This is a genomic window from Staphylococcus auricularis (assembly GCF_051172115.1).
GTDB lineage: Bacteria > Bacillota > Bacilli > Staphylococcales > Staphylococcaceae > Staphylococcus > Staphylococcus auricularis_A.
In genome coordinates this window covers 853,654-878,356 of sequence record NZ_JBPIZN010000001.1, presented here as the reverse complement: position 1 = coordinate 878,356, position 24,703 = coordinate 853,654, and the positions used below count along the sequence as shown (strand labels likewise).

The 24,703-nt window shown below is 37.8% G+C and carries 29 protein-coding genes; 21 read left to right on the top strand and 8 right to left on the bottom strand.

The window, feature by feature from the left end:
• Positions 1-18 precede the first annotated feature (18 nt).
• From ACSBRB_RS04220 to ACSBRB_RS04195, 6 genes are all read left to right on the top strand, one after another.
• Positions 19-1,059 carry a hemolysin family protein gene (locus ACSBRB_RS04220; protein ID WP_435031750.1) on the top strand — a complete coding sequence of 347 codons (1,041 nt, stop codon included), beginning with the start codon at positions 19-21 and terminating at the stop codon, positions 1,057-1,059.
• A gap of 210 nt (positions 1,060-1,269) precedes the next feature.
• Positions 1,270-2,118: a DUF72 domain-containing protein gene (locus ACSBRB_RS04215; RefSeq protein WP_435031749.1), complete on the top strand. Its 849-nt coding sequence runs from the start codon at positions 1,270-1,272 to the stop codon at positions 2,116-2,118.
• A gap of 13 nt (positions 2,119-2,131) precedes the next feature.
• Complete coding sequence (locus ACSBRB_RS04210) at positions 2,132-2,956, top strand: sulfite exporter TauE/SafE family protein (RefSeq protein ID WP_435031748.1); 825 nt, start codon at positions 2,132-2,134, stop codon at positions 2,954-2,956.
• Positions 2,957-2,974: 18 nt separating this feature from the next.
• Positions 2,975-4,294: a bifunctional metallophosphatase/5'-nucleotidase gene (locus ACSBRB_RS04205; protein ID WP_435031747.1), complete on the top strand. Its 1,320-nt coding sequence runs from the start codon at positions 2,975-2,977 to the stop codon at positions 4,292-4,294.
• An 81-nt stretch (positions 4,295-4,375) separates the two neighbouring features.
• Complete coding sequence (lipA, locus tag ACSBRB_RS04200; protein ID WP_435031746.1) at positions 4,376-5,302, top strand: lipoyl synthase; 927 nt, start codon at positions 4,376-4,378, stop codon at positions 5,300-5,302.
• Between the two features lie 109 nt (positions 5,303-5,411).
• Positions 5,412-5,795: a YutD family protein gene (locus ACSBRB_RS04195; protein ID WP_435031745.1), complete on the top strand. Its 384-nt coding sequence runs from the start codon at positions 5,412-5,414 to the stop codon at positions 5,793-5,795.
• A gap of 120 nt (positions 5,796-5,915) precedes the next feature.
• On the opposite strand, the gene ACSBRB_RS04190 is transcribed toward ACSBRB_RS04195, so the two are convergent.
• On the bottom strand, positions 5,916-6,182 hold the full coding sequence (locus ACSBRB_RS04190; protein WP_278926441.1) for a DUF3055 domain-containing protein: 267 nt from the start codon (positions 6,180-6,182) through the stop codon (positions 5,916-5,918).
• A gap of 146 nt (positions 6,183-6,328) precedes the next feature.
• Between ACSBRB_RS04190 and ACSBRB_RS04185 the strand changes: the two genes are divergently transcribed.
• From ACSBRB_RS04185 to dltD, 8 genes are all read left to right on the top strand, one after another.
• Entirely contained in the window at positions 6,329-6,760 is a 432-nt protein-coding gene (locus ACSBRB_RS04185) for a DUF86 domain-containing protein (protein WP_435031744.1), read from the top strand.
• A 6-nt stretch (positions 6,761-6,766) separates the two neighbouring features.
• On the top strand, positions 6,767-7,546 hold the full coding sequence (locus ACSBRB_RS04180; protein WP_435031743.1) for a TIGR01457 family HAD-type hydrolase: 780 nt from the start codon (positions 6,767-6,769) through the stop codon (positions 7,544-7,546).
• A 3-nt stretch (positions 7,547-7,549) separates the two neighbouring features.
• Entirely contained in the window at positions 7,550-8,521 is a 972-nt protein-coding gene (locus ACSBRB_RS04175) for a 2-hydroxyacid dehydrogenase (protein ID WP_435031742.1), read from the top strand.
• A 371-nt stretch (positions 8,522-8,892) separates the two neighbouring features.
• The gene (locus ACSBRB_RS04170; RefSeq protein WP_059106412.1) at positions 8,893-9,033 is read left to right on the top strand and encodes a teichoic acid D-Ala incorporation-associated protein DltX; all 141 of its coding nucleotides are present in this window, start codon (positions 8,893-8,895) and stop codon (positions 9,031-9,033) included.
• Positions 9,034-9,047: 14 nt separating this feature from the next.
• The gene (gene dltA, locus ACSBRB_RS04165) at positions 9,048-10,511 is read left to right on the top strand and encodes a D-alanine--poly(phosphoribitol) ligase subunit DltA (RefSeq protein WP_435031741.1); all 1,464 of its coding nucleotides are present in this window, start codon (positions 9,048-9,050) and stop codon (positions 10,509-10,511) included.
• Complete coding sequence (dltB, locus tag ACSBRB_RS04160) at positions 10,508-11,722, top strand: D-alanyl-lipoteichoic acid biosynthesis protein DltB (protein ID WP_435031740.1); 1,215 nt, start codon at positions 10,508-10,510, stop codon at positions 11,720-11,722. The genes dltA and dltB overlap by 4 nt, the downstream gene beginning before the upstream one ends.
• Before the next feature lie 15 nt (positions 11,723-11,737).
• Complete coding sequence (gene dltC / locus ACSBRB_RS04155; protein WP_435031739.1) at positions 11,738-11,974, top strand: D-alanine--poly(phosphoribitol) ligase subunit 2; 237 nt, start codon at positions 11,738-11,740, stop codon at positions 11,972-11,974.
• Positions 11,971-13,110 (top strand): D-alanyl-lipoteichoic acid biosynthesis protein DltD, encoded by a 1,140-nt coding sequence (dltD, locus tag ACSBRB_RS04150; RefSeq protein WP_435031738.1) that lies wholly within the window; start codon positions 11,971-11,973, stop codon positions 13,108-13,110. Before dltC ends, dltD begins: the two co-directional genes overlap by 4 nt.
• Before the next feature lie 155 nt (positions 13,111-13,265).
• On the opposite strand, the gene ACSBRB_RS04145 is transcribed toward dltD, so the two are convergent.
• Positions 13,266-13,508 (bottom strand): NifU family protein, encoded by a 243-nt coding sequence (locus ACSBRB_RS04145; protein WP_059106417.1) that lies wholly within the window; start codon positions 13,506-13,508, stop codon positions 13,266-13,268.
• Between the two features lie 217 nt (positions 13,509-13,725).
• Here ACSBRB_RS04145 and ACSBRB_RS04140 point away from each other — a divergent pair, with 217 nt between their 5' ends.
• Entirely contained in the window at positions 13,726-14,052 is a 327-nt protein-coding gene (locus ACSBRB_RS04140; RefSeq protein WP_435031737.1) for a YuzD family protein, read from the top strand.
• A 92-nt stretch (positions 14,053-14,144) separates the two neighbouring features.
• On the opposite strand, the gene ACSBRB_RS04135 is transcribed toward ACSBRB_RS04140, so the two are convergent.
• Positions 14,145-15,209 (bottom strand): NAD(P)/FAD-dependent oxidoreductase, encoded by a 1,065-nt coding sequence (locus ACSBRB_RS04135; RefSeq protein ID WP_107392335.1) that lies wholly within the window; start codon positions 15,207-15,209, stop codon positions 14,145-14,147.
• A gap of 483 nt (positions 15,210-15,692) precedes the next feature.
• Between ACSBRB_RS04135 and ACSBRB_RS04130 the strand changes: the two genes are divergently transcribed.
• The 6 genes from ACSBRB_RS04130 to ACSBRB_RS04105 all read left to right on the top strand — a co-directional run bounded on the left by ACSBRB_RS04130 (position 15,693) and on the right by ACSBRB_RS04105 (position 21,549).
• On the top strand, positions 15,693-15,929 hold the full coding sequence (locus ACSBRB_RS04130; RefSeq protein ID WP_059106420.1) for a YuzB family protein: 237 nt from the start codon (positions 15,693-15,695) through the stop codon (positions 15,927-15,929).
• Between the two features lie 57 nt (positions 15,930-15,986).
• Positions 15,987-16,346, top strand: a complete 360-nt coding sequence (locus ACSBRB_RS04125) for a HesB/IscA family protein (protein WP_435031736.1) — start codon at positions 15,987-15,989, stop codon at positions 16,344-16,346.
• A gap of 505 nt (positions 16,347-16,851) precedes the next feature.
• A complete protein-coding gene (locus ACSBRB_RS04120; RefSeq protein WP_059106422.1) occupies positions 16,852-18,066 on the top strand; it encodes an NAD(P)/FAD-dependent oxidoreductase in 1,215 nt (404 codons plus the stop codon).
• 129 nt (positions 18,067-18,195) lie between these two features.
• Complete coding sequence (locus ACSBRB_RS04115) at positions 18,196-19,668, top strand: M17 family metallopeptidase (protein ID WP_435031735.1); 1,473 nt, start codon at positions 18,196-18,198, stop codon at positions 19,666-19,668.
• A gap of 139 nt (positions 19,669-19,807) precedes the next feature.
• The gene (locus tag ACSBRB_RS04110; protein ID WP_435031734.1) at positions 19,808-21,124 is read left to right on the top strand and encodes a Na+/H+ antiporter family protein; all 1,317 of its coding nucleotides are present in this window, start codon (positions 19,808-19,810) and stop codon (positions 21,122-21,124) included.
• A gap of 47 nt (positions 21,125-21,171) precedes the next feature.
• On the top strand, positions 21,172-21,549 hold the full coding sequence (locus ACSBRB_RS04105; protein WP_278926431.1) for a PaaI family thioesterase: 378 nt from the start codon (positions 21,172-21,174) through the stop codon (positions 21,547-21,549).
• 47 nt (positions 21,550-21,596) lie between these two features.
• Here ACSBRB_RS04105 and ACSBRB_RS04100 read toward each other — a convergent pair whose 3' ends face one another.
• The 5 genes from ACSBRB_RS04100 to mnhE1 form a co-directional block, all read right to left on the bottom strand.
• On the bottom strand, positions 21,597-21,950 hold the full coding sequence (locus ACSBRB_RS04100; RefSeq protein ID WP_435031733.1) for a DUF3139 domain-containing protein: 354 nt from the start codon (positions 21,948-21,950) through the stop codon (positions 21,597-21,599).
• 333 nt (positions 21,951-22,283) lie between these two features.
• On the bottom strand, positions 22,284-23,441 hold the full coding sequence (locus ACSBRB_RS04095; RefSeq protein ID WP_435031732.1) for an FAD/NAD(P)-binding protein: 1,158 nt from the start codon (positions 23,439-23,441) through the stop codon (positions 22,284-22,286).
• 155 nt (positions 23,442-23,596) lie between these two features.
• The gene (locus ACSBRB_RS04090; protein WP_435031731.1) at positions 23,597-23,953 is read right to left on the bottom strand and encodes a Na+/H+ antiporter subunit G1; all 357 of its coding nucleotides are present in this window, start codon (positions 23,951-23,953) and stop codon (positions 23,597-23,599) included.
• Positions 23,931-24,224 (bottom strand): Na(+)/H(+) antiporter subunit F1, encoded by a 294-nt coding sequence (locus ACSBRB_RS04085; protein ID WP_059106428.1) that lies wholly within the window; start codon positions 24,222-24,224, stop codon positions 23,931-23,933. The genes ACSBRB_RS04090 and ACSBRB_RS04085 overlap by 23 nt, the downstream gene beginning before the upstream one ends.
• Positions 24,221-24,703 carry a Na+/H+ antiporter Mnh1 subunit E gene (gene mnhE1 / locus ACSBRB_RS04080; RefSeq protein ID WP_435031730.1) on the bottom strand — a complete coding sequence of 161 codons (483 nt, stop codon included), beginning with the start codon at positions 24,701-24,703 and terminating at the stop codon, positions 24,221-24,223. Before mnhE1 ends, ACSBRB_RS04085 begins: the two co-directional genes overlap by 4 nt.

Sequence of the window (24,703 nt, the reverse complement as noted above, 5' to 3'; positions counted from 1 at the left end):
AAAAGGGGCTATATTTTAATGATTATTGCAATATTGATATTGTTATTTGCCTCGCTATTTTTCTCGGGTAGCGAAACGGCATTAACGGCTGCGAATAAGATGAAGATACACACTGCAGCACAACAAGGAAATAAGAAAGCACAGAAATTATCAAAATTATTAAGTAAACCTAGTGAATTCATCACAACGGTATTGATTGGTAATAATATCGCGAATATCATTTTACCGACCCTTGTTACAGTAATGGCGGTTGATTTAGGCTTGAGTGTTGGTGTGGCATCAGCGATTACCACGGTCACAATCTTGATTATTTCAGAAGTCATTCCGAAATCAGTGGCAGCGACGTATCCTGATCGTATTGCCTATCTTGTTTATACACCCATCCGATTTTTCATTATTATCTTCAAACCATTTACGAAAATCTTAAATGCGATTACAGACGGTATCAATAAGTTACTTTCTGGAGGTCAAGAACAAAAACAACGTTATTCTAAAGAAGAAATCCGCCAAATGGTGACAATTGCAGGTAGTGAAGGTGCATTTAACGAGCGTGAACGCAGTCGTTTACAAGGTGTCATGAACTTCGATACGTTGAAAGTGACAGATGTTAATACGACACCACGTATCAACGTGATTGCCTTTTCAAATGAAGCGGATTATGAAGAGGTATATGATACGGTCATTTCACATCCTTATACGCGTTATCCGGTTTATGAAGGTGATATTGATAACGTCATCGGTGTCTTCCACTCTAAATACTTACTTGCTTGGAGCCGTGAACAACAAAACAATATCGAGAAATACATGTCTGAACCATTGTTTGTGAATGAACATAACCGTGCAGAATGGGTGCTTAGAAAAATGACAAGTACACGTAAACATCTCGCAATCGTCCTCGATGAATACGGTGGTACTGACGCGATTGTGTCCCACGAAGACTTGATTGAAGAAATGTTAGGTATGGAAATCGAAGACGAAATGGATGAAGAAGAACAACGCAAACTCGAATCTAACGTATCCGCACGCAGCGATTTACGTAAGGCAAGAAAGCAATCGTAAGAAGTAGGGCGTGCACATTTCCCGGGAAATATAAGATAACAATAGCAATAGAAAATAGATTTTAAAGTATCCCTTAATCATAAGACTGAAGCGTTTTATCGTTTCAGTCTTGTTTTATTAGTATTGAAGTGGAATATTAAATCCATGTAAATCAACGTGTCTAAAGTGAATCCTTAAATTTATCTATGGTATCATAAACATGGTGATACTATGATAAATATTGGACTAACAGGATGGGGCGACCACGACATGCTATACGAAGACCTACAGCGCAAATCTGACAAACTCAAGACGTATGCGAGTCATTTTCCCATCGTAGAATTAGATGCCACGTATTATGCAGTACAACCTGCACGCAATATTAATAGTTGGATAAAACAAACGCCGGATCGCTTTCAGTTTGTAGTGAAGATCCATCAAGCGCTCACATTGCACGCAGAAGTGGAAGACTTTGCAGAATCAAGAGCAGCGTTATTTAAACAATTTAAAGACATGTTAGAGCCACTTGCTGCATCTGGTAAGTTGGCCATGGTTTTAGTACAATTCCCACCATGGTTTGATTGTAATGTAAAAAATATTACGTATATTCGCTACGTGCGCGAACAGTTAAAAGACTATCCAGTCTGTATCGAATTTCGCCATCAATCATGGTTTAATGACCGTTTTAAAGAAGAAACGTTGAGCTTTCTCACGCAACATGAGCTCATTCATGCGGTGTGCGATGAGCCACAAGTGGGGCAAGGCTCTGTGCCGTTTGTGAATCGCATTACGAATACGACGGCTTTTGTGCGATATCATGGGCGGAATAAACAAGGTTGGACGAAACAAGATATGACAGATCAAGCATGGCGAGACGTGCGTTATTTATATGATTATAGTGAAGCAGAACTCACGGAGTTAGTGAGTAAAGTACGTGTACTAGATCAAAAGGCGAAAGACGTCTATGTCGTATTTAACAATAATTCAGGTGGACATGCCGCACAAAATGCGAAAACATACCAACGATTATTAGGCATCGATTATGAAGGCTTAGCACCACAGCAATTAAAATTATTCTGAGGAGTTTGTTTCGATGTTAACGATTATATTATTAGTGCTCATAGGTGGTTTATCAGCGATTTTAGGATCGCTCGTAGGAATTGGTGGGGGCATCATTATTGTGCCCACACTCGTTTATTTAGGTGTTGAACACGATCTGTTAAATGATATTACGCCACAGATCGCGATCGGGACTTCCTCTGTGATTTTAATTGTGACAGGGTTGTCGTCCACTTTAGCCTATCTGAAAACAAAACAAGTTGATGTGAAGAATGGCTCTATCTTTCTATTTGGTTTATTACCTGGGTCATTAATAGGGACATTCATCAGTCGTTATTTAACTCTCGATTCCTTTAATTTATACTTCGGTATCTTTCTCATCTTCGTGGCAGCATTACTCATAGTAAGAAATAAATTAAAACCGATTAAATACTTTGCGAAAGAAAAATACGAAAAAACATATATTGATGCAGAAGGTCATACATATCATTATCATGTGCCACCATTCGTCGCTTTTGTGACAACGTTATTGATTGGATTGATCACTGGTTTATTCGGTATTGGTGGAGGGGCATTGATGACACCCCTTATGTTAATCGTCTTCCGTTTCCCACCTCATGTGGCAGTGGGTACAAGCATGATGATGATTTTCTTCTCAAGCTTAATGAGTTCCTTTGGTCATATTGTCCAAGGTCATGTAGCCTGGGGTTATGCGCTCGTGCTCATGATTTCTAGCTTTATCGGAGCTCAGATCGGAGTGAAAGTCAATCAACAGTTCAAGTCAAATACAGTTGTAACTATGCTTAGAACAGTATTATTATTACTTGGATTGTATTTAGTTATCAAATCATTACTATAAAATAAGGAGAGGATATGAATGAAGTTAACGATTTATCATACGAATGATATACACAGTCATCTTGCAGAATATGCACGCATCACTGAGTATATTTCAGAGCACAGACCTTTATTAAATCATCCCTCTCTTTACTTAGATATTGGAGACCATGTCGATTTATCTACACCGGTGACCGAAGCGACACTCGGTAAAAAGAACATCTCACTCTTGAATCAAGCGGGGTGCGACCTCGTGACGATTGGTAATAACGAAGGGATGACGATTTCACATGATGCATTGAATGAGCTATATGAAGATGCTGATTTTGATGTGACATGTGCGAACGTATTTGACGAACAAGGTCACTTACCAAATCGCTTTGTGTCATCCTTAATAAAAGAAGTAGCAGATACGCGTATCCTTTTCGTCGCAGCCACTGCACCATTCACGCCGTTTTATCGTGCGCTTGATTGGGTCGTGACTGATCCGTTAGAAGCGATTAAAGACGAAGTTCATGCGCATGAAGGAGATTATGATGTATTGATTGTTCTCAGTCACGTAGGTGTGTTCTTTGATGAACAATTGTGTCAGGAATTACCTGAAATTGATGTGATCTTAGGTAGCCATACCCACCACTACTTTGAACACGGGGCGGTAAATAATGGTGTGTTGATGGCCGCTGCTGGAAAATACGGACATTACTTGGGTGAAGTGACTTTAGAGATCGAAGATAAACAGGTCACTGATAAGACTGCGATGTTACATCCGCTAGAGACGTTACCTGAAGTCGAAACGCATTTTGACGAAGAAGGCAAAGCTTTGATGAATACACCTGTGTTATCGAAACCTACCTTCTTGCCTAGAGAAACTGATGTCATTACACGGACAGCATATCTATTAGCAGAAAGTATTTATGAGTTCAGTCAGGCTGATGCGACGATTATTAACGCGGGCTTGATTGTTAAAAGTATATCGAGTGATGAAATTACAGAATATGATATCCATCAAATGTTGCCACATCCAATTAATGCAGTGCGCATTCGATTATCAGGCGATGTACTCAAAGCTGTCATTGATAAAAGTCAAAAACAAGAATATATGCATGAACACGCACAAGGACTAGGATTTAGAGGCGATATCTTTGGCGGTTATATCTTGTATAATCTTGGCTTTATCGAGTCTGAACAACGTTACTTCATTAATGGGGAAGAAATTAAAGATGATGAGACTTACACATTAGGTACGGTCGATATGTATACCTTTGGCCGTTACTTCCCAATGTTGAAAAATCAACCCATTGAATACCTGTTACCCGAATTTTTAAGAGATATTTTCAAAGAAAAATTATTACAATTGTAAACGTTTACTTATATACATTCCCTTTTATGTCGTTTTTCGTTATAATAAGAAATGACAACTAAACAGGAGGGTATGTGTTTTATGGCTACCAAAAACGAAGAAATTTTACGTAAACCAGATTGGTTGAAAATCAAACTTAACACTAACGAGAACTACACAAGCCTAAAAAAAATGATGAGAGAAAAAAACTTAAACACCGTGTGTGAAGAGGCAAAATGTCCAAACATACACGAATGCTGGGGGTCTCGACGTACTGCTACATTTATGATTTTAGGTGCAGTTTGTACACGTGCTTGTAGATTCTGTGCTGTTAAGACAGGTTTACCAAACGAACTTGATTTAAATGAACCTGAACGTGTGGCAGAATCAGTCGAATTGATGAATTTAAAACACGTCGTCATCACAGCAGTAGCAAGAGATGATTTAAGAGACCAAGGTTCTAATGTGTACGCTGAAACGGTACGTAAAGTACGTGAACGTAACCCTTATACAACGATTGAAATCTTACCATCAGATATGGGTGGCGACTATGAAGCATTAGAAACACTCATGGATTCAAGACCTGATATCTTAAATCATAATATTGAAACAGTAAGACGTTTAACACCGAGAGTACGTGCGCGTGCAACTTATGATAGAACGTTAGAATTCTTAAGACGTTCTAAAGAATTACAACCTGATATTCCTACTAAATCAAGCTTCATGTTAGGATTAGGTGAAACGTACGAAGAAATTTATGAAACAATGGACGATTTACGTGCGAACGACGTCGATATCTTGACAATCGGTCAATATCTACAACCGACACGTAAACACTTGAAAGTGGAAAAATACTATACACCGTTAGAATTCGGTAAACTGCGCAAAGTCGCATTAGAAAAAGGATTTAAACACTGTCAAGCAGGCCCATTAGTACGTAGTTCTTATCACGCAGATGAACAAGTTAACGCAGCAGCAAGAAGAAAACAACTTTTCGGTGAAGAACAAATCACTTCAGACAATAAATAAGTAACGTGAAGATCAGACTTAGTTGAAGGAGAATCTCTCTGTCGTTTCAACTAAGTCTTTCTTCGGTTCAATATGGAAATAAAAAATGAAAGATTTAGGTGATTTGCATATGATACAAGCGGATGGCCGTTATTTTGAAATGGTGAGTGAGTACCGCAATGCATTTGATGAAGAACAATTTGCGAACCGATATTCTGATATCTTAGATAAATACGATTTTGTCGTGGGCGATATCGGATATGATCAGTTGCGACTCAAAGGATTTTACAAAGATGCGAATAAGAAGGTAGAAGCGAGTAAACGTTTTTCAGCGATACAAGACTATATATTAGAGTATTGTAATTTCGGATGTGCTTATTTTGTATTGAGACGGTTGGATGAAAGTGAAGCATTGTCCCGTATGACCCAATCCGATGAAGTAGAGCCTGAGATTGATGAATATGATAAATTGAAAGACGTCAAAATCAAACCGACGATTCAAACGCATTCATAAGGAAGTCGTTGTGCGTTTATACATGTGCCAAATGAGCGCATAACATTCACTAATCAAAATTTCATAAGATCTTCACATTAAGAAAGGATGGCAAAAGCGCCATCCTTTTTTTACTTTATTTTATTGAATCACTTCTGATAAGTAGGCTTGAATTTCGTCCCCTTCAGCCTCTGAAACACCGAGGATAAAGGCAATGTAACCTTCTTCTTCTAAATCATCGGTACCTATAATTCCAAATTTATTGGTCTGCATATTTAATACAATAGTTTTTCCGTAATGTCTATCTGTTTGGATGAGCATGAGATCATAACGACTTTCTTCACCCACGAAACCAACGAATTGAACTTGTGCTGGCTCTTCATCATCATATAAAAACATATCTATCATCGTGCGTGTAACTCCTTTCGTTAGGCGAACGTTTTAAAAATGAATAGGTACAGTATAACCCGAAAACCCATGTGCTTCAAAGTTGTGATATGATGTAAATGAAGCAAAAAATATTATACACTTGGACCATGGTGGAGGTGCGGGAGATGTATTTTGTTGATAAAGCAAAATTAGAATATAAACTAAATTATTTAAGACAACTCACAGAGGATTACCCGAAAAATAAAGACAACACATATGCGATTGAGCGTATCGGCCAGATGTTAATTGAGACAGCTGTAGACATTGGCAACATGATCATCGATGGTTTTATCCTCAGAGATCCTGGGAATTATCAAGATGTGATCGATATCATGGCATTAGAGAAGGTAATCTTGTCAGATACACAACATTACATCAATCGTACTGTCGCTAAGCGCAAGTTATTCGTGCATGATCATGATCAATTATCACTTGATGAGGTCTTACCGTTATTTGATGAAGCTATGCCATATTATCAACGTTTCGTAGATGAAGTCGTTTATTTTTTAAAAAACGAAAATGTACCAATTACAGCTTTTGGTAAAAAGGGAGAATAGATTTACATGAAACAATATAAAGGATATCTTATTGACTTAGATGGAACGATGTATAAAGGAAGTCAACCGATAGATGGGGCAGCACAATTTATTGAATACTTAAACAATCACGATATTCCCCATTTATTTGTAACAAATAATTCAACCAAAGAGCCTGAAGATGTGGTTGAAAAATTAAAAAAAGTAGGCGTCACTGCGCAAAGTGATGAAATCGTTACCTCTGCGTTGGCGACAGCAGAATATATATCAAATGAACAAAGTGATGCATCCGTATATGTGATCGGCGGCGATGGTTTACGTAATGCGATTCAAAATGAAGGTTTAACGATTAAAGATGATGAGCATGTGGATTACGTAACGATCGGTCTTGATGAAGCGGTCACTTATGACAAGTTAGCAACTGCGACACTTGGTGTTCGACAAGGTGCAAAATTTATTTCTACGAATAAAGATGTTTCCATTCCAAAAGAGCGTGGATTCTTACCTGGTAATGGTGCAATCACAAGTGTCGTATCTGTTTCTACTGGGGTTGATCCTGTATTTATAGGAAAACCTGAACCGATCATCATGGATAAAGCACTCGACATTTTACAATTACCTAAAGCAGACGTTGCGATGGTAGGCGACTTATACGATACTGATATTATGTCAGGTATCAATGTGGGTGTGGATACCATACATGTCCAAACAGGTGTGACAACGAAAGAACAAATTGAACAAAAAGAAGTACCACCAACATATACATTTAAAGATTTAAACGAAGTGATAGCAGAATTAGAAGGGTAGGGGATGGCTATGACAAAACCTAAAATTTTAGTAACGCGGAAGATTCCACAATCCTTTATTGATCAATTGAATACAATCGGTGAAGTGAAAATGTGGGACGAAACATATGAAGCGATGCCAAGAGACCAATTTCTTGAAGAAGTGAAAGATGCAGCGGCTTGTTTTATTACTTTAAGTGAACAGATTGATGAAGAAGTCTATGAAACTGCAACACAATTAAAAATCGTCGCAAATATGGCGGTCGGTTACGATAACATTGACGTTGAAGGTGCTCAATCACATAACATCGTCATTACAAATACACCAGACGTGTTGACTGAAACGACTGCTGAATTAGGCGTAACGCTTATGTTAACAGTGGCGCGTCGTATTGTTGAATCTGAACATTACGTGCAAGACGGTAAGTGGCAAAGTTGGGGACCATACCTCTTTGCCGGCAAGGATTTACACCATTCACGTGTTGGTATTTTTGGTATGGGTGATATCGGTAGAGGTGTAGCCCGTCGTCTACAAGGCTTTAACACTAGCATCATGTATCACAACCGTTCTCGTCATTTAGAAAGCGAACAAACTTATGGCACGCTCTATGTAACGTTTGAAACATTGCTTAAAGAAAGTGACTTTATCATATGTACGGCGCCCCTCACGAATGAAACACGACACAAATTTGACCGTGAGGCATTTTCAATGATGAAATCAGATGCAGTCTTTATCAATATCGGCCGTGGTGCTGTTGTAGATGAAGAAGCGTTGATAGAAGCGATTGACCAACAACAAATTGGTGGTTGTGGTTTAGATGTGTTACAAGAAGAACCGATTGCGATGGATCATCCATTACTTAAATATCCCAATGTAGTGATTACACCTCATATCGGTAGTGCTTCTGTAGAAACACGTAACCGCATGATTCAATTATGTGTCGATAACATTGAAGCGGTCTTGTCAGATAACGAACCTTTAACGCCTGTAAAATAAAATGAGATAATTTAACTTTGTGTAAGTGACGAATGAGAGCCAAATTGATGTGGCTTTCCAATCTCACTTACACTTTTTTTATGCAATAATAGAACGAAAATTGAGGTGGAATTTTCAAAATGACGTGTATTTAACGTTGTGCATGCGGTCATGAAAGGGTTTTCGCACTTGTCTAGACATGGATAAAAAGTTATTCAATTAAATTATAAATATAATTGAACAGACGTATAAATTAGAGTATAATATACAAGGATATTATATCATAGGACAATATCGCAGAAATATATCATAGAATAATTGATATTCCTTTGAATTAATTTATTCCATAAATAATCAATCTTTGCAAAATGAAAGTGCTCGAGAGGTGAAACATGATAGAAGCAAACAACACGAAATTTCAACGCGTTAAAGTGGTACTATTAACGTTGCTCTATTTAGTCATATTTATCGCACTCTACCTCATTTATGGCTCAGGTGATACACAAAATAACTTTATTTATAATGAATTTTAATTTTGGAGGTCAGCGTGAAAGATTTAATTGAAGTACTGACTAAATATGAACAACAATGTCCTGAAGTGATTGCTGTCAGACACCGTGATGAGACGTTAACATATGCGCAATTGGGTCAATATTCAAATCAACTGGCTGCAACGTTACGAGATGCTGAAACACCCGTCGTGTTATATGGGCACATGTCTCCATATATGATTGTGGGAATGATTGCAGCGATTAAAGCAGGGTGTGGCTACGTACCAATAGATACTTCGATTCCAATAAATCGAATTGATAGTATCCTTGAAAAGGTACAACCACAATATATTTTTAATACAGCGAATGAGACGATTTCATTCAAACAAGGTGAGGTCCTCACACCAGAAGTCATTGATCAAGCGACGACAAGTGAAGCCATCGCTGAGATGTCACAAACTGACATTTGCTATACGATCTTTACTTCAGGTTCTACTGGTGAACCTAAAGGTGTGCAAATTAGCTATTCAAGCTTACTTGAGTTTACGCAATGGATGGTTGAGCTAAACGACTCTGAAATGCAGCAACAATGGCTCAATCAGGCTCCGTTTTCATTCGATTTGTCTGTCATGGCAATTTATCCAGCATTAATGTCTGCAGGCACATTGAATTTAGTCGATAAAGCAATGATTCATAAACCGAAAGAATTGAGCGACATGTTGGAACAACATCCAATCGATGTATGGGTCTCTACACCTTCATTTATGGAAATGTGTTTACTGTTACCACAGTTAACTGAAGCGTATTATCCAAGTTTACATCGCTTGTTCTTCTGCGGAGAAATTTTAACGCATCGCACAGCGCAACAACTCGTTCAACGTTTGCCAAATGCGACCGTCTACAATACATACGGACCTACAGAAGCAACTGTAGCCGTGACCTATGTGAAAGTGACACAGGCGCTATTAGATCAATATAGTAGTTTACCTGTTGGCATTCCAAGAAAGGGTGCAGAACTTAACTTAACGGGGGAAGGCGAGCTTACAATTACAGGTAATAGCGTGAGTTATGGTTATCTTCAAAATCCCGATAAGACAAATGAAGTCTTTGATACGACTGGTGAAGAAAGAGTCTACTATACAGGTGACAAAGCACAATTTAAAGATGGACAATGGTTCATTAACGGTAGACTGGACTTCCAAGTTAAACTGAATGGTTATCGAATGGAGCTTGAAGAAATAGAAACGAAGCTCAGACAAACACCGTACATTGAATCTACGGTCGTCGTGCCAATCTATAGAGGAGATAAAGTAACAGCGTTATCAGCAGCAGTTGTATTGAATTCAACATTAACAGAACAACTATCTGAGCAAGAAGTGATTCAAGAGACAAAGCAGCAACTTAAATCAGTGTTACCTGAATATATGGTACCGAAAAAGTTTGTTACTTTAGCACAACTTCCGATGACGCCTAATGGAAAAGTAGATCGTAAAGCGATTGCTGAGGTTGTGACACGATGATTCCTTATAGTAATTTTACATTCTTTTTCATAGCCGGTATTTTACTCTTACCTATCATTATTATGGGATGTTTTGGGAAACGGAGTAAGCTCTATAACGGCGTCATTACGGTCATTTTACTGGTGCTCATTTTTGCTTCAGATGAATTTAATCTATGGGGCAATCGCTATGTAAGTTACCAGTTGTTGAACTTTGTGATATATACGATTTGGCAGTTAGCGATTATTATGTATTATTGGAAATCACGCCAACGTTCTAATACATTTGCGAAATTCTTCACCGTCATTTTATTGTCCATTTTACCGTTAATCATCGTAAAGGTATGGCAGAGTTCGTGGTTAGGTGAATACCATGTTCAATTCCATGAAATAAAGCTACTTCAAGCGATCGGTTTCTTAGGGATTTCTTATATTACCTTTAAGAGTGTACAACTGTTAATGGAAATTAGAGATGGTTCGATTAAAGAGGTTAAAGCATTAAAGGTCTTGCAGTTTATTACATTTTTTCCAACGATATCAGCAGGTCCGATTGATCGCTACAAACGTTTTGTGAAAGATGAGAGCAAAGTGCTTCCACGTGAAGGTTATATTGCGCTATTACAAAAGGCATCACATTTATTGATGATGGGGTTCTTATATAAATACATCATCGCATATTTAATCAACCAGTATGCTGTTCAACCGTTATTACCTCAACTGAGTGAATGGAGTTCGAAATGGCTCTATATGTATGCCTATAGCTTTTATTTATTCTTTGATTTTGCTGGCTATAGCTTGTTTGCGATTGCCTTTAGTTACGTGATGGGGATACAAACACCACCGAACTTTAATCAACCGTTTAAAGCGCGAAACATCAAGGATTTCTGGAATCGCTGGCATATGTCGTTGTCGTTTTGGTTTAGGGATTGTGTCTACATGCGTGCGCTTTTCTTTATGTCGAAGAAGAGGTTGTTGAAAAGTCAATTAGCAATGTCGAATGTTGCATTTTTAATTAACTTTTTCATCATGGGTGTGTGGCACGGATTGGAATGGTTCTACATTTTATATGGTTTGTACCACGCTATGTTGTTTATTGTTTACGGATTTTATGAACGGTGGAGAAAACAACATCCACCTAAATGGAAAAATCAATTTACGAATCTCTTAAGCATTGTCGTGACATTTCATTTTGTTGCGTTCGGATTTTTGATTTTTTCTGGAAATTTAATTTAATAAGGAGAAACAGACATGTCATTTAGAGAAGAAGTACTTAATTTATTAGCATCAGTTGCAGAAAACGATATCGTCATTTCGAATCCAGATATCTTATTATTTGAAGAAGGGATCATTGATTCGTTCCAGACAGTAGGTTTGCTATTAGAGATTCAAAACCAATTAGGTATTGAAGTGTCGATCATGGACTTTGATAGAGATGAGTGGGCTACACCGAATCAAATCGTAGCGGTACTTGAAGCATTAAGATGATGAAAAGATTTTTACCCTTTATTATCAGTGTACTACTGTTTGGCATATTTTTATTATTGCCTGCACGTTTGTTTTCTGGTTTAGTGAATGAAAATGCCGTTATGTCACAACGGTTAGCACTCACAGATACAGTCTTAAAAGGTACGTTAAACCAAGATTATATGATGCAGTCAAAGCAGTTTTTACCGATTTATGGCTCAAGTGAATTAGGGAAGGTCGATCCGTTTCATCCTGGGCTCATTTTAAACGCGCGTAAATCATTTAAGCCTACGCCGTTTTTAGTGGGTACTGGGGGATCAACAGATCTTGTAAATGCGGTCGAATTAGGCGCTCAGTATGATAAGTTAAAAGGTAAAAAATTAGTATTTATCATTTCACCACAATGGTTTACTGAACATGGGTTGACGAAGGAGAATTTTGACGCTCGGATTTCTAAAGCACAGATTAACCAATTGTTTAAACAGAAAAAGTTAAGTCAACCATTAAAGCAAGCGTATGCGGAGCGATTACAGCAGTTCAAGCATGTGGAGAATCGTCCATTTTTAAAAGCCATCGCCCAACAAAAGTCGAAACCTCATACGAATTATCTAACATCGTTTTATAGTGAACAGTTGAAAAAAATCGAAGCGATCAAGTCGTTTTTACATTTTAACAAGAGTGAACTGCTCCAAGCTGACGGTGTGGCCAATGCGAATGCGGATTGGTCTAAGATGAAACAAGCTGCAGTTCAATATGGGCAAAAACATTCGTCATCGAATGCGTTTGGGATCAGAGATGAATATTGGAAATTGATTAAAAGTCATAAACGTAAGATTAACCGTGACTATGAATTTAAATTGAACTCTCCAGAGTTTAAGGATTTGGAATTGCTCGTTCGTACCTTAAAAGAAGCGGGTGCTGATGTGACGTATGTGAGTCTTCCATCCAATGGTCCATGGTATGACCATATCGGAATTAAACAAAAGCGAAGGCATCAGATATACCAGAAGATTAATCAAACCGTCACTGATAATGGTGGCGAGCTTTATGATATGACGGATAAAGACTACGAAGACTATGTCATTGCGGATGCCGTCCATGTAGGCTGGAAAGGTTGGGTCTATATTAATGAATATTTAGACCAACACGTCAAATAGTCATCTTGTTGTATACTAAGAATATTTAAATAAAAAACAGCACTTTTTAGTGATCGTTTCATGTCACTAGGAAGTGCTGTTTTTGGTTTCAAATGGATGGTTGTATTTGTTCGTGAAAAATGATTTTTAGTATGAATTAGTTTGTCGATGAGTAATTAGAAGACTTGTTCGACTTCGATGACACCAGGGACTTCTTCGTGAAGTGCACGTTCGATGCCGGCTTTTAATGTAATCGTTGAACTTGGGCATGTACCACAAGCACCGTGTAGTTGTAGTTTTACGATACCATCTTCAACGTCAACGAGTGAGCAGTCACCGCCGTCTCTTAGTAAGAATGGACGTAATTTTTCAATGACTTCAGCCACTTGGTCGAACATGGTTGCATTTTCAGTAGGCATTTAAGATGCCTCCTTTCAACTTAAGTAATTCGTTTCGTTATGATTATGATTTAATTATAAAAGAAACACCTAGAAAAATCCATCATTCTATTTAATATTAAAGATGAGGATAAGCGATTAACTTTACTTTAATAAGGGGGATGCGCTACAGTAAAGCTAGATATGTTTGAAGCGCTACCAGCGATGTAAAACGTGAAGCTACAAGGGGGATATAAAGATGAAAAAAATCAGTGTCGTAGTCTATGGAGCAGACGTTGTGTGTGCAAGTTGTGTCAACGCACCGACTTCTAAAAATACGTACGACTGGTTACAACCGTTACTCAAAAGAAAATATCCAGATATCGACTTTGAATATACGTATATCGATATCGAAAAGGATACAGAAAATCTTTCAGATCACGATCAACATTATATTGAACAAATTGAACAAGATGAATTATTCTATCCTCTCATCACAATGGATGATGAATATGTTGCGGATGGATTTATTCAATTAAAAGATATTACAAGATTCTTAGATCATTACCAAGGTCATACCGTTTAAGCGTAAAAAATGAGAAAGTGAAATAGAAAGAGCAGGGTGGCATCAATTATGCCATCCTGCTTTTATTCGTTTTAATGGTTAAAAGTTCGGCATTAACCATTGTGATATTTATAGAGCCATAGTACCCCTGATTTTAAAATAGAGGCGAGGCGACCAGTCACTGTACGATCCATGATATAAGCAAAACCTTGTTTGTCACCTAAAGAACCTAAGAAACCTTGGATTTTGATCTCAGGCATTTTTTCAGGAAGCGGTTTGCCTTCCCATTGCGTTTTGAGCACGTGTGCGATTTGATCACCTTGATTTTCAGCGAGTTGTGCACTTGGCGCAAATGGTAATTCCGCACAGTCACCAACGACATAAACATTAGGATAAGTAGGCACTTGATGATATTGGTTCAGAATCACACGGCCACTCTTACTTGTATCTATAGGCAATTGACGAACAATTTCAACTGGTTGAATACCTGCTGTCCAAACGACGAGATCAAGTGATTCAGGTTGGTCATTATTGTAAATAACGCCAGGTTCTACTTTCGTAATATTAGAATTTGCGACGACATTGACGTTGTTTTTCTTGAACCATTTTGCAATGTAACGGCTTAATTTTTCAGGAAAGGCGGGAAGGATGCGTTCACCACGATCGTAGAGAATGACGTTTAAATCTTTTCGACTTTCACGTAATTCGCTCGCGAGTTCAATACCGCTGAGTCCAGCACCTACGATACCGACTGAAGCATCTTTCGGCAGTTCACTGATATGTAAAAATGTATCTCTCGATTTAGAAAGTGTTTGAATACTGTGCGTGTGTTCTTCTGCACCAGGTACATTGTGATACTTGTCTTCACAACCTAAACCGATGATGAGCTCATCATAATCGACCTTGTTGTTACCCACAGTGATGATTTGGTTATCCAAGTCGATATCAGTGATTTCACCATACACGATGTTAAGTTGATCAGATTGTGGGAATTCAATTCTTAAGTCCTTATCTGATTTTGTTCCTGCTGCAAGCTCGTAAAATTCTGGTTTTAAGCTGTGATATGGCATGCGGTCAATTAGTGTAATGACATAGTCATCCGGTATGGCGTTGGGTAATATACAAGATAAGATACGCATATTACCATAGCCTCCACCAAGTAATACTAAGTTCTTCATTTCTCAATACCCCTTTATTTAGAATTATTCTTGGCGCTAGCTCATTTAATTACGTTATGTTGATTCCCCTTTAATCACGTGCGTCATATTTAACCGTGAAATGTGATGCACTAGCCCCTAACATATAAAATGAAACATAGCGTCGTGATGTCTTGTTGTATCAATGCCGTCGCTATCTCGTCACAAAACGTGATGTTATTTATTGAACGACAACTTATGTACAAGACGATCGCGTATCATGGAAACTATGTTTTGTTCAATTTCATTATAAACGTTTTCAAATATGACTACAAACAAATTTGATAAAATTGTGACAGCATCTGAAATGACAGCATTTTCCTACTATCGAAACATAAATTGTATTGAAGTTTTCATAAGATTTAAAGTTCAGATTCAACGTCATATTTTTAAGCAATTTATTAAGCAGAAGTAGGGTAGATTTGATATAATACAACAAGCGATAATTTATTGAGAGGGTGTCAAATGAATCCAATAGTAGAATTCTGCATATCAAATATGGCAAAAGGCGGAGATTACGTTTATAATGAATTAGACAAAGATCCGAATGTTGATGTGTTAGAATACGGTTGCTTACAATGTTGTGGGCTTTGCTCATCATCGTTGTATGCATTAGTAAATGGCGATTTCGTCAAAGGCGATACACCTGAAGAATTGCTACAAAACATATACGATCACATTAAAGAAACTTGGATATTCTAATCACATGAACATGATGATATAGATAGTTCAATTTACGATATAAAGGAGTAGATTTTCATGTCTGCAATTAACTTAACAGAAGCTGCAGCATATGAAGTGAAAGATATGCTGAAACAAAATGAAATGGAAGATGGCTACTTAAAACTTAAAGTAAACGGTGGCGGATGTACCGGTTTAACTTACGGCATGTCTGCAGAAGAAGCACCAGGAGAAAACGACGAGATCAGCGAATTCTACGGCTTAAAAGTGTTAGTAGATAAAGATGATATTCCAGTGCTACATGGTACGACCATCGACTTTAAACAATCACTGATGGGTGGCGGATTCCAAATTGACAATCCAAACGCCATTGCATCATGTGGTTGCGGAAGTTCTTTCCGCACAGCTAAAGTAGCGGGTACACCTGAAGATTGCTAATCCATTTTGTTTCAAGTGTGTACACTTTCATTTGATGAAACAAGATTGAGACATGAATACATTGAGCAAGGCATGACGTCTGATTGATTTAGATGGTGCCTTGCTTTTTTTATGAAAATATTTATGAAAATCCTTATACCATTTGATTAGTGCTTGAAAAGATAAGGTAAAAACTATAAAATTAGATGTGGATGAAAAATGTCTTTTCTGTGAATAGTTTGCAAAAATTGGGGTATATATATAGATATCGTAGCTGTGTTACATATAATAATATTAACTTCATTAATTAAAATGGAGTGATTTTATTTACGTCACACAGTTTTAAATATTTGCGTAAGTCGTGCAGGATAAACATGAATTGTAGTGTGTTTATTACGGTTTGATAGAGAATTGCCTCAAATGACAAACAGTTAACAACAGCGCTTAGCGGTGGCTACATCACGTAATGTGGTATAGCGAAAGACTGTAGTGCAACAAAATATTAACGAAAGTTTAGGTGAATATAATGGCTCAAGAACGTAAAAAAGTAGTAGTTTTAGGTGCAGGTTACGCTGGCTTACAAACAGTTACTAAATTACAAAAACAACTTCCTAAAGATGAAGCAGAAATTACTTTAATCAACAAAAACGATTACCACTACGAATCAACATTACTTCACGAAGCTTCAGTAGGTACAAGAAGCTATGAAGATATCATTTATCCTATCAGCAGTGCGATAAATGAAGATAAAGTAAACTTCATTAAAGGTGAAGTAACTAAAATTGATCGCAACGCTAAAAAAGTTGAAACAGACGCAGGTGTATTCAACTTCGATATCTTAGTTGTCGCTTTAGGTTTCGAACCTGAAACATTTGGTATCGACGGAATGAAAGACTATGCATTCCAAATCGAAAACATCTTAACTGCACGTAAATTATCTCGTCACATCGAAGATAAATTTGCGAATTACGCAGCTTCTAAAGACAAAGATGACAAAGACTTAGCTATCTTAGTTGGTGGCGCTGGATTCACTGGTATCGAATTCTTAGGTGAATTAACTGAACGTGTTCCAGAACTTTGCAACAAATACGGCGTAGATCCTAACAAAGTTAAAATCACTTGTGTAGAAGCTATGTCTAAAATCTTACCTCAATTCTCAGAAGAACTTGTTAACTACGCAGTTAACTACTTAGAAGAAAGAGGTATTGAATTCAGAATCGGTACACCTATCACAGCTACTAACGAAAAAGGTTTCGTAGTTAAAGTAGGTGACGATGAAAAAGAAGAACAATTAGAAGCTAACACTACTGTATGGGCAGCTGGTGTTCGCGGTAACCACATCATGGATGACGCATTCGAAGGCGTTAAACGTGGTCGTATCATCAACAGCCAAGACTTAACAATCGATGGCTACGATGACATCTTCGTTATCGGTGACTGCTCAGCATTCATTCCTGAAGGCGAAGAACGTCCATTACCTACAACAGCTCAAATCGCTATGCAACAAGGTGAACATACTGCTAAAAACATTGAACTCTTATTACACGGTCAACCAACAGTTCCATTCAACTTCGTTAACCGTGGTACAGTTTGCTCACTAGGTCAACATGATGGTATCGGTACTGTTTACGGTAAAGATATCAAAGGTAAAAAAGCTTCATTCTTGAAAAAAGTTATCGATACTCGTTCTATCTTCAAACTTGGCGGTATCGGCTTAGCTTACAAAAAAGGTAAATTTTAATTCATAACTAAACTTAAAATAGAATGACCATACAAATGGGTCATCACTGAAAAGGAGTGAGACAGAGATCGAGTGTAAACTTAGGTTTCTGTTTCGCTCTTTTTTTATTAAACAAAAAGGGGGATCTCTATGACAACACAGTTTACATATCAAAATAAAAGAATTTCTAACACCGTGATTTTAGGATTGTCAGAAGAACTAGAGGAGCTATCTCAACTCGAGCTCGAACAACAGAATCTTGTTAAAGAATTAACAGAATTAGAAGATTTAAACATGGTGACGACGGATTTTGGACGCATCAACTCAACGCTTTATCATTTAAATGGACAACCGATAAGACTCATAACAGTGGGCTTAGGTGCGTTAAAAGAAGCAACTGAAACGACGTTATCCCGTGCATTTGGTTATCTGTTCCAATTTTTAAAACAAGAAAAGATCACACATGCAGACTTATTATATGAAACGTTAGCTTTAACTGATTCTACTGAACAAATAGCTGAAGTCATAGGTATTCAAAGTGAACGCGCGATTTATCAATTTGATAGTTTTAAAACATCTGAAAAAACAGCTTACGAACTGAACGTGAATATCATCGGTTCGGACCAAACGTTTACCAATTCAATTAATCAAGGACAAATTATCGGACAAAGTATTAACTTAGCACGCAACTTCAGTCAATTACCACCGAATATCTTAACGCCTGCGTACTATGCCAAACTCATCGAACAACATTTTGCTCAAAGTGCGGTCGAAGTCGATATCAAAAACGGTGAATTACTGGAACGAGAAGGCTTTGGACTCATCCACGCAGTAGGAAAAGGCTCCATGCATGAACCTGCACTTGTGACGCTAACGTATCATGGCGGTCCACAAGATGCGGCTCCGATTGCGCTAGTAGGTAAAGGTATTACTTATGATTCAGGTGGCTATTCCATCAAATCGAAAACAGGTATGCAAGAGATGAAGTTTGATATGTGTGGTTCAGCGAATGTTGTCGCAATGATCGAAGCGGCACGTCAACTTGAATTACCTGTGAATCTCGTTGGTGTATTAGCGATTGCTGAAAATATGATCAGTGATGCAGCCATGAAACCAGACGATGTGTTCTATGCACACAGCGGTGAGTCAGTTGAGGTATTAAACAGTGATGCAGAAGGACGCTTAGTATTAGGTGACGCAGTGCATTATGCGAGCCAATTTAATCCTAAAGTCATCATGGACTTTGCGACACTTACAGGAGCAGCGATTGTAGCACTTGGTGAAGATAAAGCAGCAGTCTTTAAAAATAATACAGAGACGCCATTGAACGACATTTTAACCTTGGCGGAACAATACGGTGAAGCACTGTTCGAACTCCCAGTGACTCAAACTGAGCAGCAACGTATACGCCAATCTGATGTGGCTGATTTAGTGAATCATACAAATAAACAAGGGAAAGCACTATTTGCAGCGGCCTTTATTGGTCACTTCGCTGGTGAGACACCGCATTTACACTTTGATGTGGCTGGACCCGCTACCACACCCGTTGCATCTTATAATGGGCCTAAAGGGCCAACAGGCATCTTAGTACGTACAATCGTCGCATGGTTACGTTCACTTTAGTGAACTTAACCGTGCTTTTTTATATTGTAGTCAAATAAATCCACAGCTTCATTAGCGTGTATTGACATTTATTTCGTGAATTGATACCATTAGCTCTATTAACACTTTAGTCCGCTAATGAGATAAAGGAGTGGGAACTTTGCTAAACGCTGTGGTCATAGCAGTCATACTGATGGTCGTGCTCTGTTTACTTCGGTTGAACGTCGTAATCAGCTTGTTTATCAGTGCGATTGTGGGAGGCTTAATCGCAGGCATGAATGTCACTGAAGTCGTGACTGTTTTTACGGATAATATTGTTGATGGTGCAGAGGTCGCGTTAAGTTATGCGTTACTCGGAGGCTTTGCAGCATTAATTTCTTATAGTGGGATCACCGACTATTTAGTAGGGAAAATGATTCAAGGCATCCATGCTGAAGATAGTAAACAATCTCGTATTAAAGTTAAAGTGGTTCTCGTAGTTGCTTTACTTATCCTTAGTATTTTGAGTCAAAATTTAATTCCCGTACATATTGCATTTATTCCAATTGTGATTCCACCTTTAATCAGTTTGTTTAATGAACTTCAAATGGATCGCCGCCAAATTGCGTTAATTTTAGGTTTTGGGTTATGTTTTCCTTATGTACTCATGCCTTATGGATTTGGTCAAATTTTCCACCAAATCATCGCAAATGGTTTTGACAAAGCGAATCATACAATCGAATTTAATATGATTTGGAAAGCGATGCTTATTCCGTCATTAGGTTATATCGTCGGTTTGGTTTTAGGATTAATTTTCTACAGAAAACGTCGTCACTATGAGACGAAACAGCCGGCTGAGACATCTAATGTCGTAGAATTGAAACCTTACGTCATTGGGGTAACGATTGTAGCAATTGTTGGTACCTTTGTCGTTCAAATGTTAACAGAATCCATGATCTTTGGAGCTTTAGCAGGTGTGCTCATCTTCTTTATTTCAGGCGTTTATAAATGGAAAAATATTGATCACCAGTTTGTTGAAGGACTGCAGTTAATGTCTTATATCGGTGTGGTGATATTAACTGCTAATGGTTTTGCGGGTGTGATGAATGAAACAGAAGATATTGAGCATTTAGTACAAAGCATAAGCCAAGTGACAGGTGATCATAAGTTAGTTAGTATCATCGTCATGTATGTTGTTGGACTCATCGTGACATTGGGCATTGGATCATCCTTTGCGACGATACCAGTCATTGCGGCGTTATTTATTCCACTTGGTGAAACATTAGGATTGAGCACAATGGCACTCATCGCGTTAATCGGTACAGCGAGTGCGTTAGGTGATTCTGGTTCACCGGCAAGTGACTCTACATTAGGACCTACGGCAGGACTAAATGCCGACGGACAACACGACCACATCAGAGATACTTGTATTCCAAACTTTGTCTTCTTTAATATTCCATTGATCATTTTTGGCACAATTGCCGCAATGGTCTTATAATGAATAGTAAGTAAACATTGAATAACGTTGAAGTGAGGATGAATGAAATGGATACCAATATGTTAGAAACGTTAGGTATGGAAGTTGAAACACAAAAAGAAGGTTATGTTGTGATGTCCATGCCAGTGACAGATCGTGTAAAACAGCCCTTTGGCTATTTACATGGCGGGGCGAATTTAGCGCTAGGAGAAACGGCATGCTCGCTAGGAGCTGCATTGATGATTGATACATCACAATACATTCCATTAGGGTTAGAAATGAATGCCAATCATATTGCATCTACGACTGAAGGCACGGTCTATGCGACAGCGAAAGTACTTCATGCAGGCAAAACCACACAAGTATGGAATATTGATATTACAGATGATACAGGCCGCTTAATTAGTGTCATGAGAGGAACAGTTGCTATCAAACCTCGCAAATAACACAAGAAGCGCAGTGAAGTTGAACTTGATTACTTCATTGCGCTTTTTTATTTAATATCATATGACTCTTTGAAATTTTTAGGTTTCTTTGCATTGCGTGGGAGATTTAAAAATGCATCTCCTGTGACTTTTCCATTCTTTTCAGTATCATATTGATATACATTATAGTGTTCGTCCTTAAATACTACTTCCAAATAATTATCTCCAGTATTGAATGTAAAAATATTTTCTTCACTTTTGACTTTATCTTCCCAACCTTTTTGTTTAAAAATTTGATGAACTTCTTGTCTGAGCTTTTTTTCTTCTTGTTTCTGATACATATACCTATCTAAACAAAACAATGAAATTATAATTGTTAAAATAATTACTATCATCAAAGTAATTTTCAATACTCTTTTCATCAAAACTCCTTTAAATTAAAATTAAAGATGCATTCATATTATTATATTTTTATAATGTGCTAGTGCGTAAAATAAGTCAAATAATAGAAGAAGTAAGTATGAAAAATAACATTTATTAAAGGGTAAATTTTTAATAGCTGTAAGCATGAACGTAGAGGATAGGAATTCAAAATTTGATGAAACGAAGTCATACAAAAAGGAAACACCGAAATCATCATTTCGGTGTTTCCCTCTCAATATATTATACTTTTTGATTACATATTAATGATATAAAGGGAGGGGAACGTCGAAATACTACCCAACATTATACTTCGACGTTCCCTTCCCGTTATATTAGGCGTTAGAAACTTGGAGTTGTTGCGCGGTATAATAACTTGCGATACGATTGGCTGCTTCGCGACCACCCATAATATTTCTTGCGAAGGGACCGAGTTCTAGGTTAGCTAAGCCACCTGCGACAAATAATTGTGGTAACCATTCGAGTTCTGGCGTGATGCTTGGTAAGCCACATTGAGCCATTGGGGCATGATGGTTTAAAATCAAATCTTTAATGTATGGTGCTTGTAACATCGTATTTTTAAAACCTGTAGCTAACAAGATATGGTCATAGGTATAGCTACCATCTTCTGTGTGTATTTGATGATCTTTAATCGCATTGATTGGTATTTGATGTCTTATAATACGTCCTTTTTCAATATGTTTTTTGAGACGTAAATAAAGATCTTGTGGCATCGAACCTTTGTGACGCTCACGAGTTAGAATATGCATGCGTTGTTCAGAAGATTCGATTTGACTAAAGTGCGTCATATTTTTAGGTCCGAGCCAACCAGGGTCCGCATCGAAGTCATGTATTTCGATATCTTTATTCATCCATAAATGGAGTTGCTTTTCAGGGTGCTCAGTTAGTAGACGATGACATAAATGAGCTGCGCTGATACCACTGCCGACGACATGTGATGTATTATCGTAATTGATTTCCCTGTCTTCAAAGATATGTTGTACGTCAGGCTGATTTTGGTACATCTCAGGTACATTAGGTGTTTCAGTACAACCTGCTGCGATGATGACATAGTCTGTAATCAACTGTTGTTGGTCTGATAGGGTAATACGCCATTGTTGACCTAAACGTTCTATGTGCTCGACATAACCTTGCATGTGCGTATCATTTAAATCATATTGATGAACTAAATCATGAATATGATACATAAACATATCGCGCTGAGGACGCTTGTATTTGCCTAAATATGCATTGGTAAACTGATTTTTCTTCGCATATTTCTTCAAATGGAAGGGATCAGGATGACAATGATGTACACAAGGAGAGCGTAAAAACGGCATATCAATGCGCGCAGTGTATTTCTTAAATTGTTCACATAATGACGCGTGGGGGTCAATCATTGTAAGTGAAGCGGCAGGGAGGCCTTCAGTGCGCAATTTAATTGCGATAGTAACTGCTTGAATGCCACCGCCTATGATTGTCCAATTTGTCATGGTCATGCACCTCTTTAAAATCGTAACTATTACGATTTAATATATCATATCATGGCGCCCATGACAATATACATTAAGATAAGATAGTGTCATTATTTTGTGATCATGCGAAAAAAAGGTCGGAACCTCAATGGGTCCCGACCTTTATATATGTCTCACACTTTTTTATCTTTTAAATCTTCTTTCACACCGTCATATTTTGTATGTTTAGAAGCAGGTGATTTTAAGTTATAAGCTGACTTCATAATCAAGTGACTTGATAATGGGCCAGTGATCAGTATGAATATAATACCGATGATGAGCTGCATGTTGACGTAACCATCTCTTCCAATAAAGAAGAGGAAGACGCCTGTAATCAGTAACATCGCTCCGAGTGTCGCTGCTTTACCAGCTGCATGGGAACGTTCATAGACATCTCTTAATCTGATAAGTCCAAGTGAAGCAATCGCACTGATCAGTGATCCAAGGATAACGAGGATGAGTGAGATACTAATGATGATCGTCGTTATCATATTCAATCACCTTACCTTTATCCATAAATTTCGCGAATACTGCTGTACCTAAGAAGGCGAGTATACCGATTAATAGAATTGCCACAATCATGTACTCAGTACCTAAGAAGATACTGAACAAGGCAACGATCGCCATGAGTTGGATACCCATTGCATCGATAGCGACAACTCTATCTGCAAGCGTAGGTCCAATGATGACACGTACTAACATGCCTAACATAGATAACGCGACAATAACTAACGCAATGATGAGGATAATATTGTAATTCATTCAGATTCGCCTACCTCTCTTACGACTTTTTCAAGTGACGATTTAATACTTTCTGTTTCTTCCTCTGTTGTACTGAAATCAATGCAATGGATGAAAATTTTAGTACGATCATCACTCACACCTAAGACGACGGTACCAGGTGTTAACGTGATGAGGTTTGAAAGTAATACGATTTGCCAATCTGTCGTTAAATCTGTGTGATACACAAAGAAAGCAGGTTCATGTTTTAACTTCGGTTTTAAAATAATGCGAAGTACATCGATGTTGGCTTTAATGAGCTCGATTAAGAACACACCGATTAATTTGATGATTTTATAAAATGTTTTGATGTAAAAACGACCTGGTAGGATACCTCTCATCAAGTAAACTAAAATCAGTGCAAAGAGGTAACCTAAGATAAAGTTATTCAGTGTATAGCTTCCAGTGACGAATAACCAGAAGACGGATAATATGAGATTTAATAGGATTTGTACTGCCAT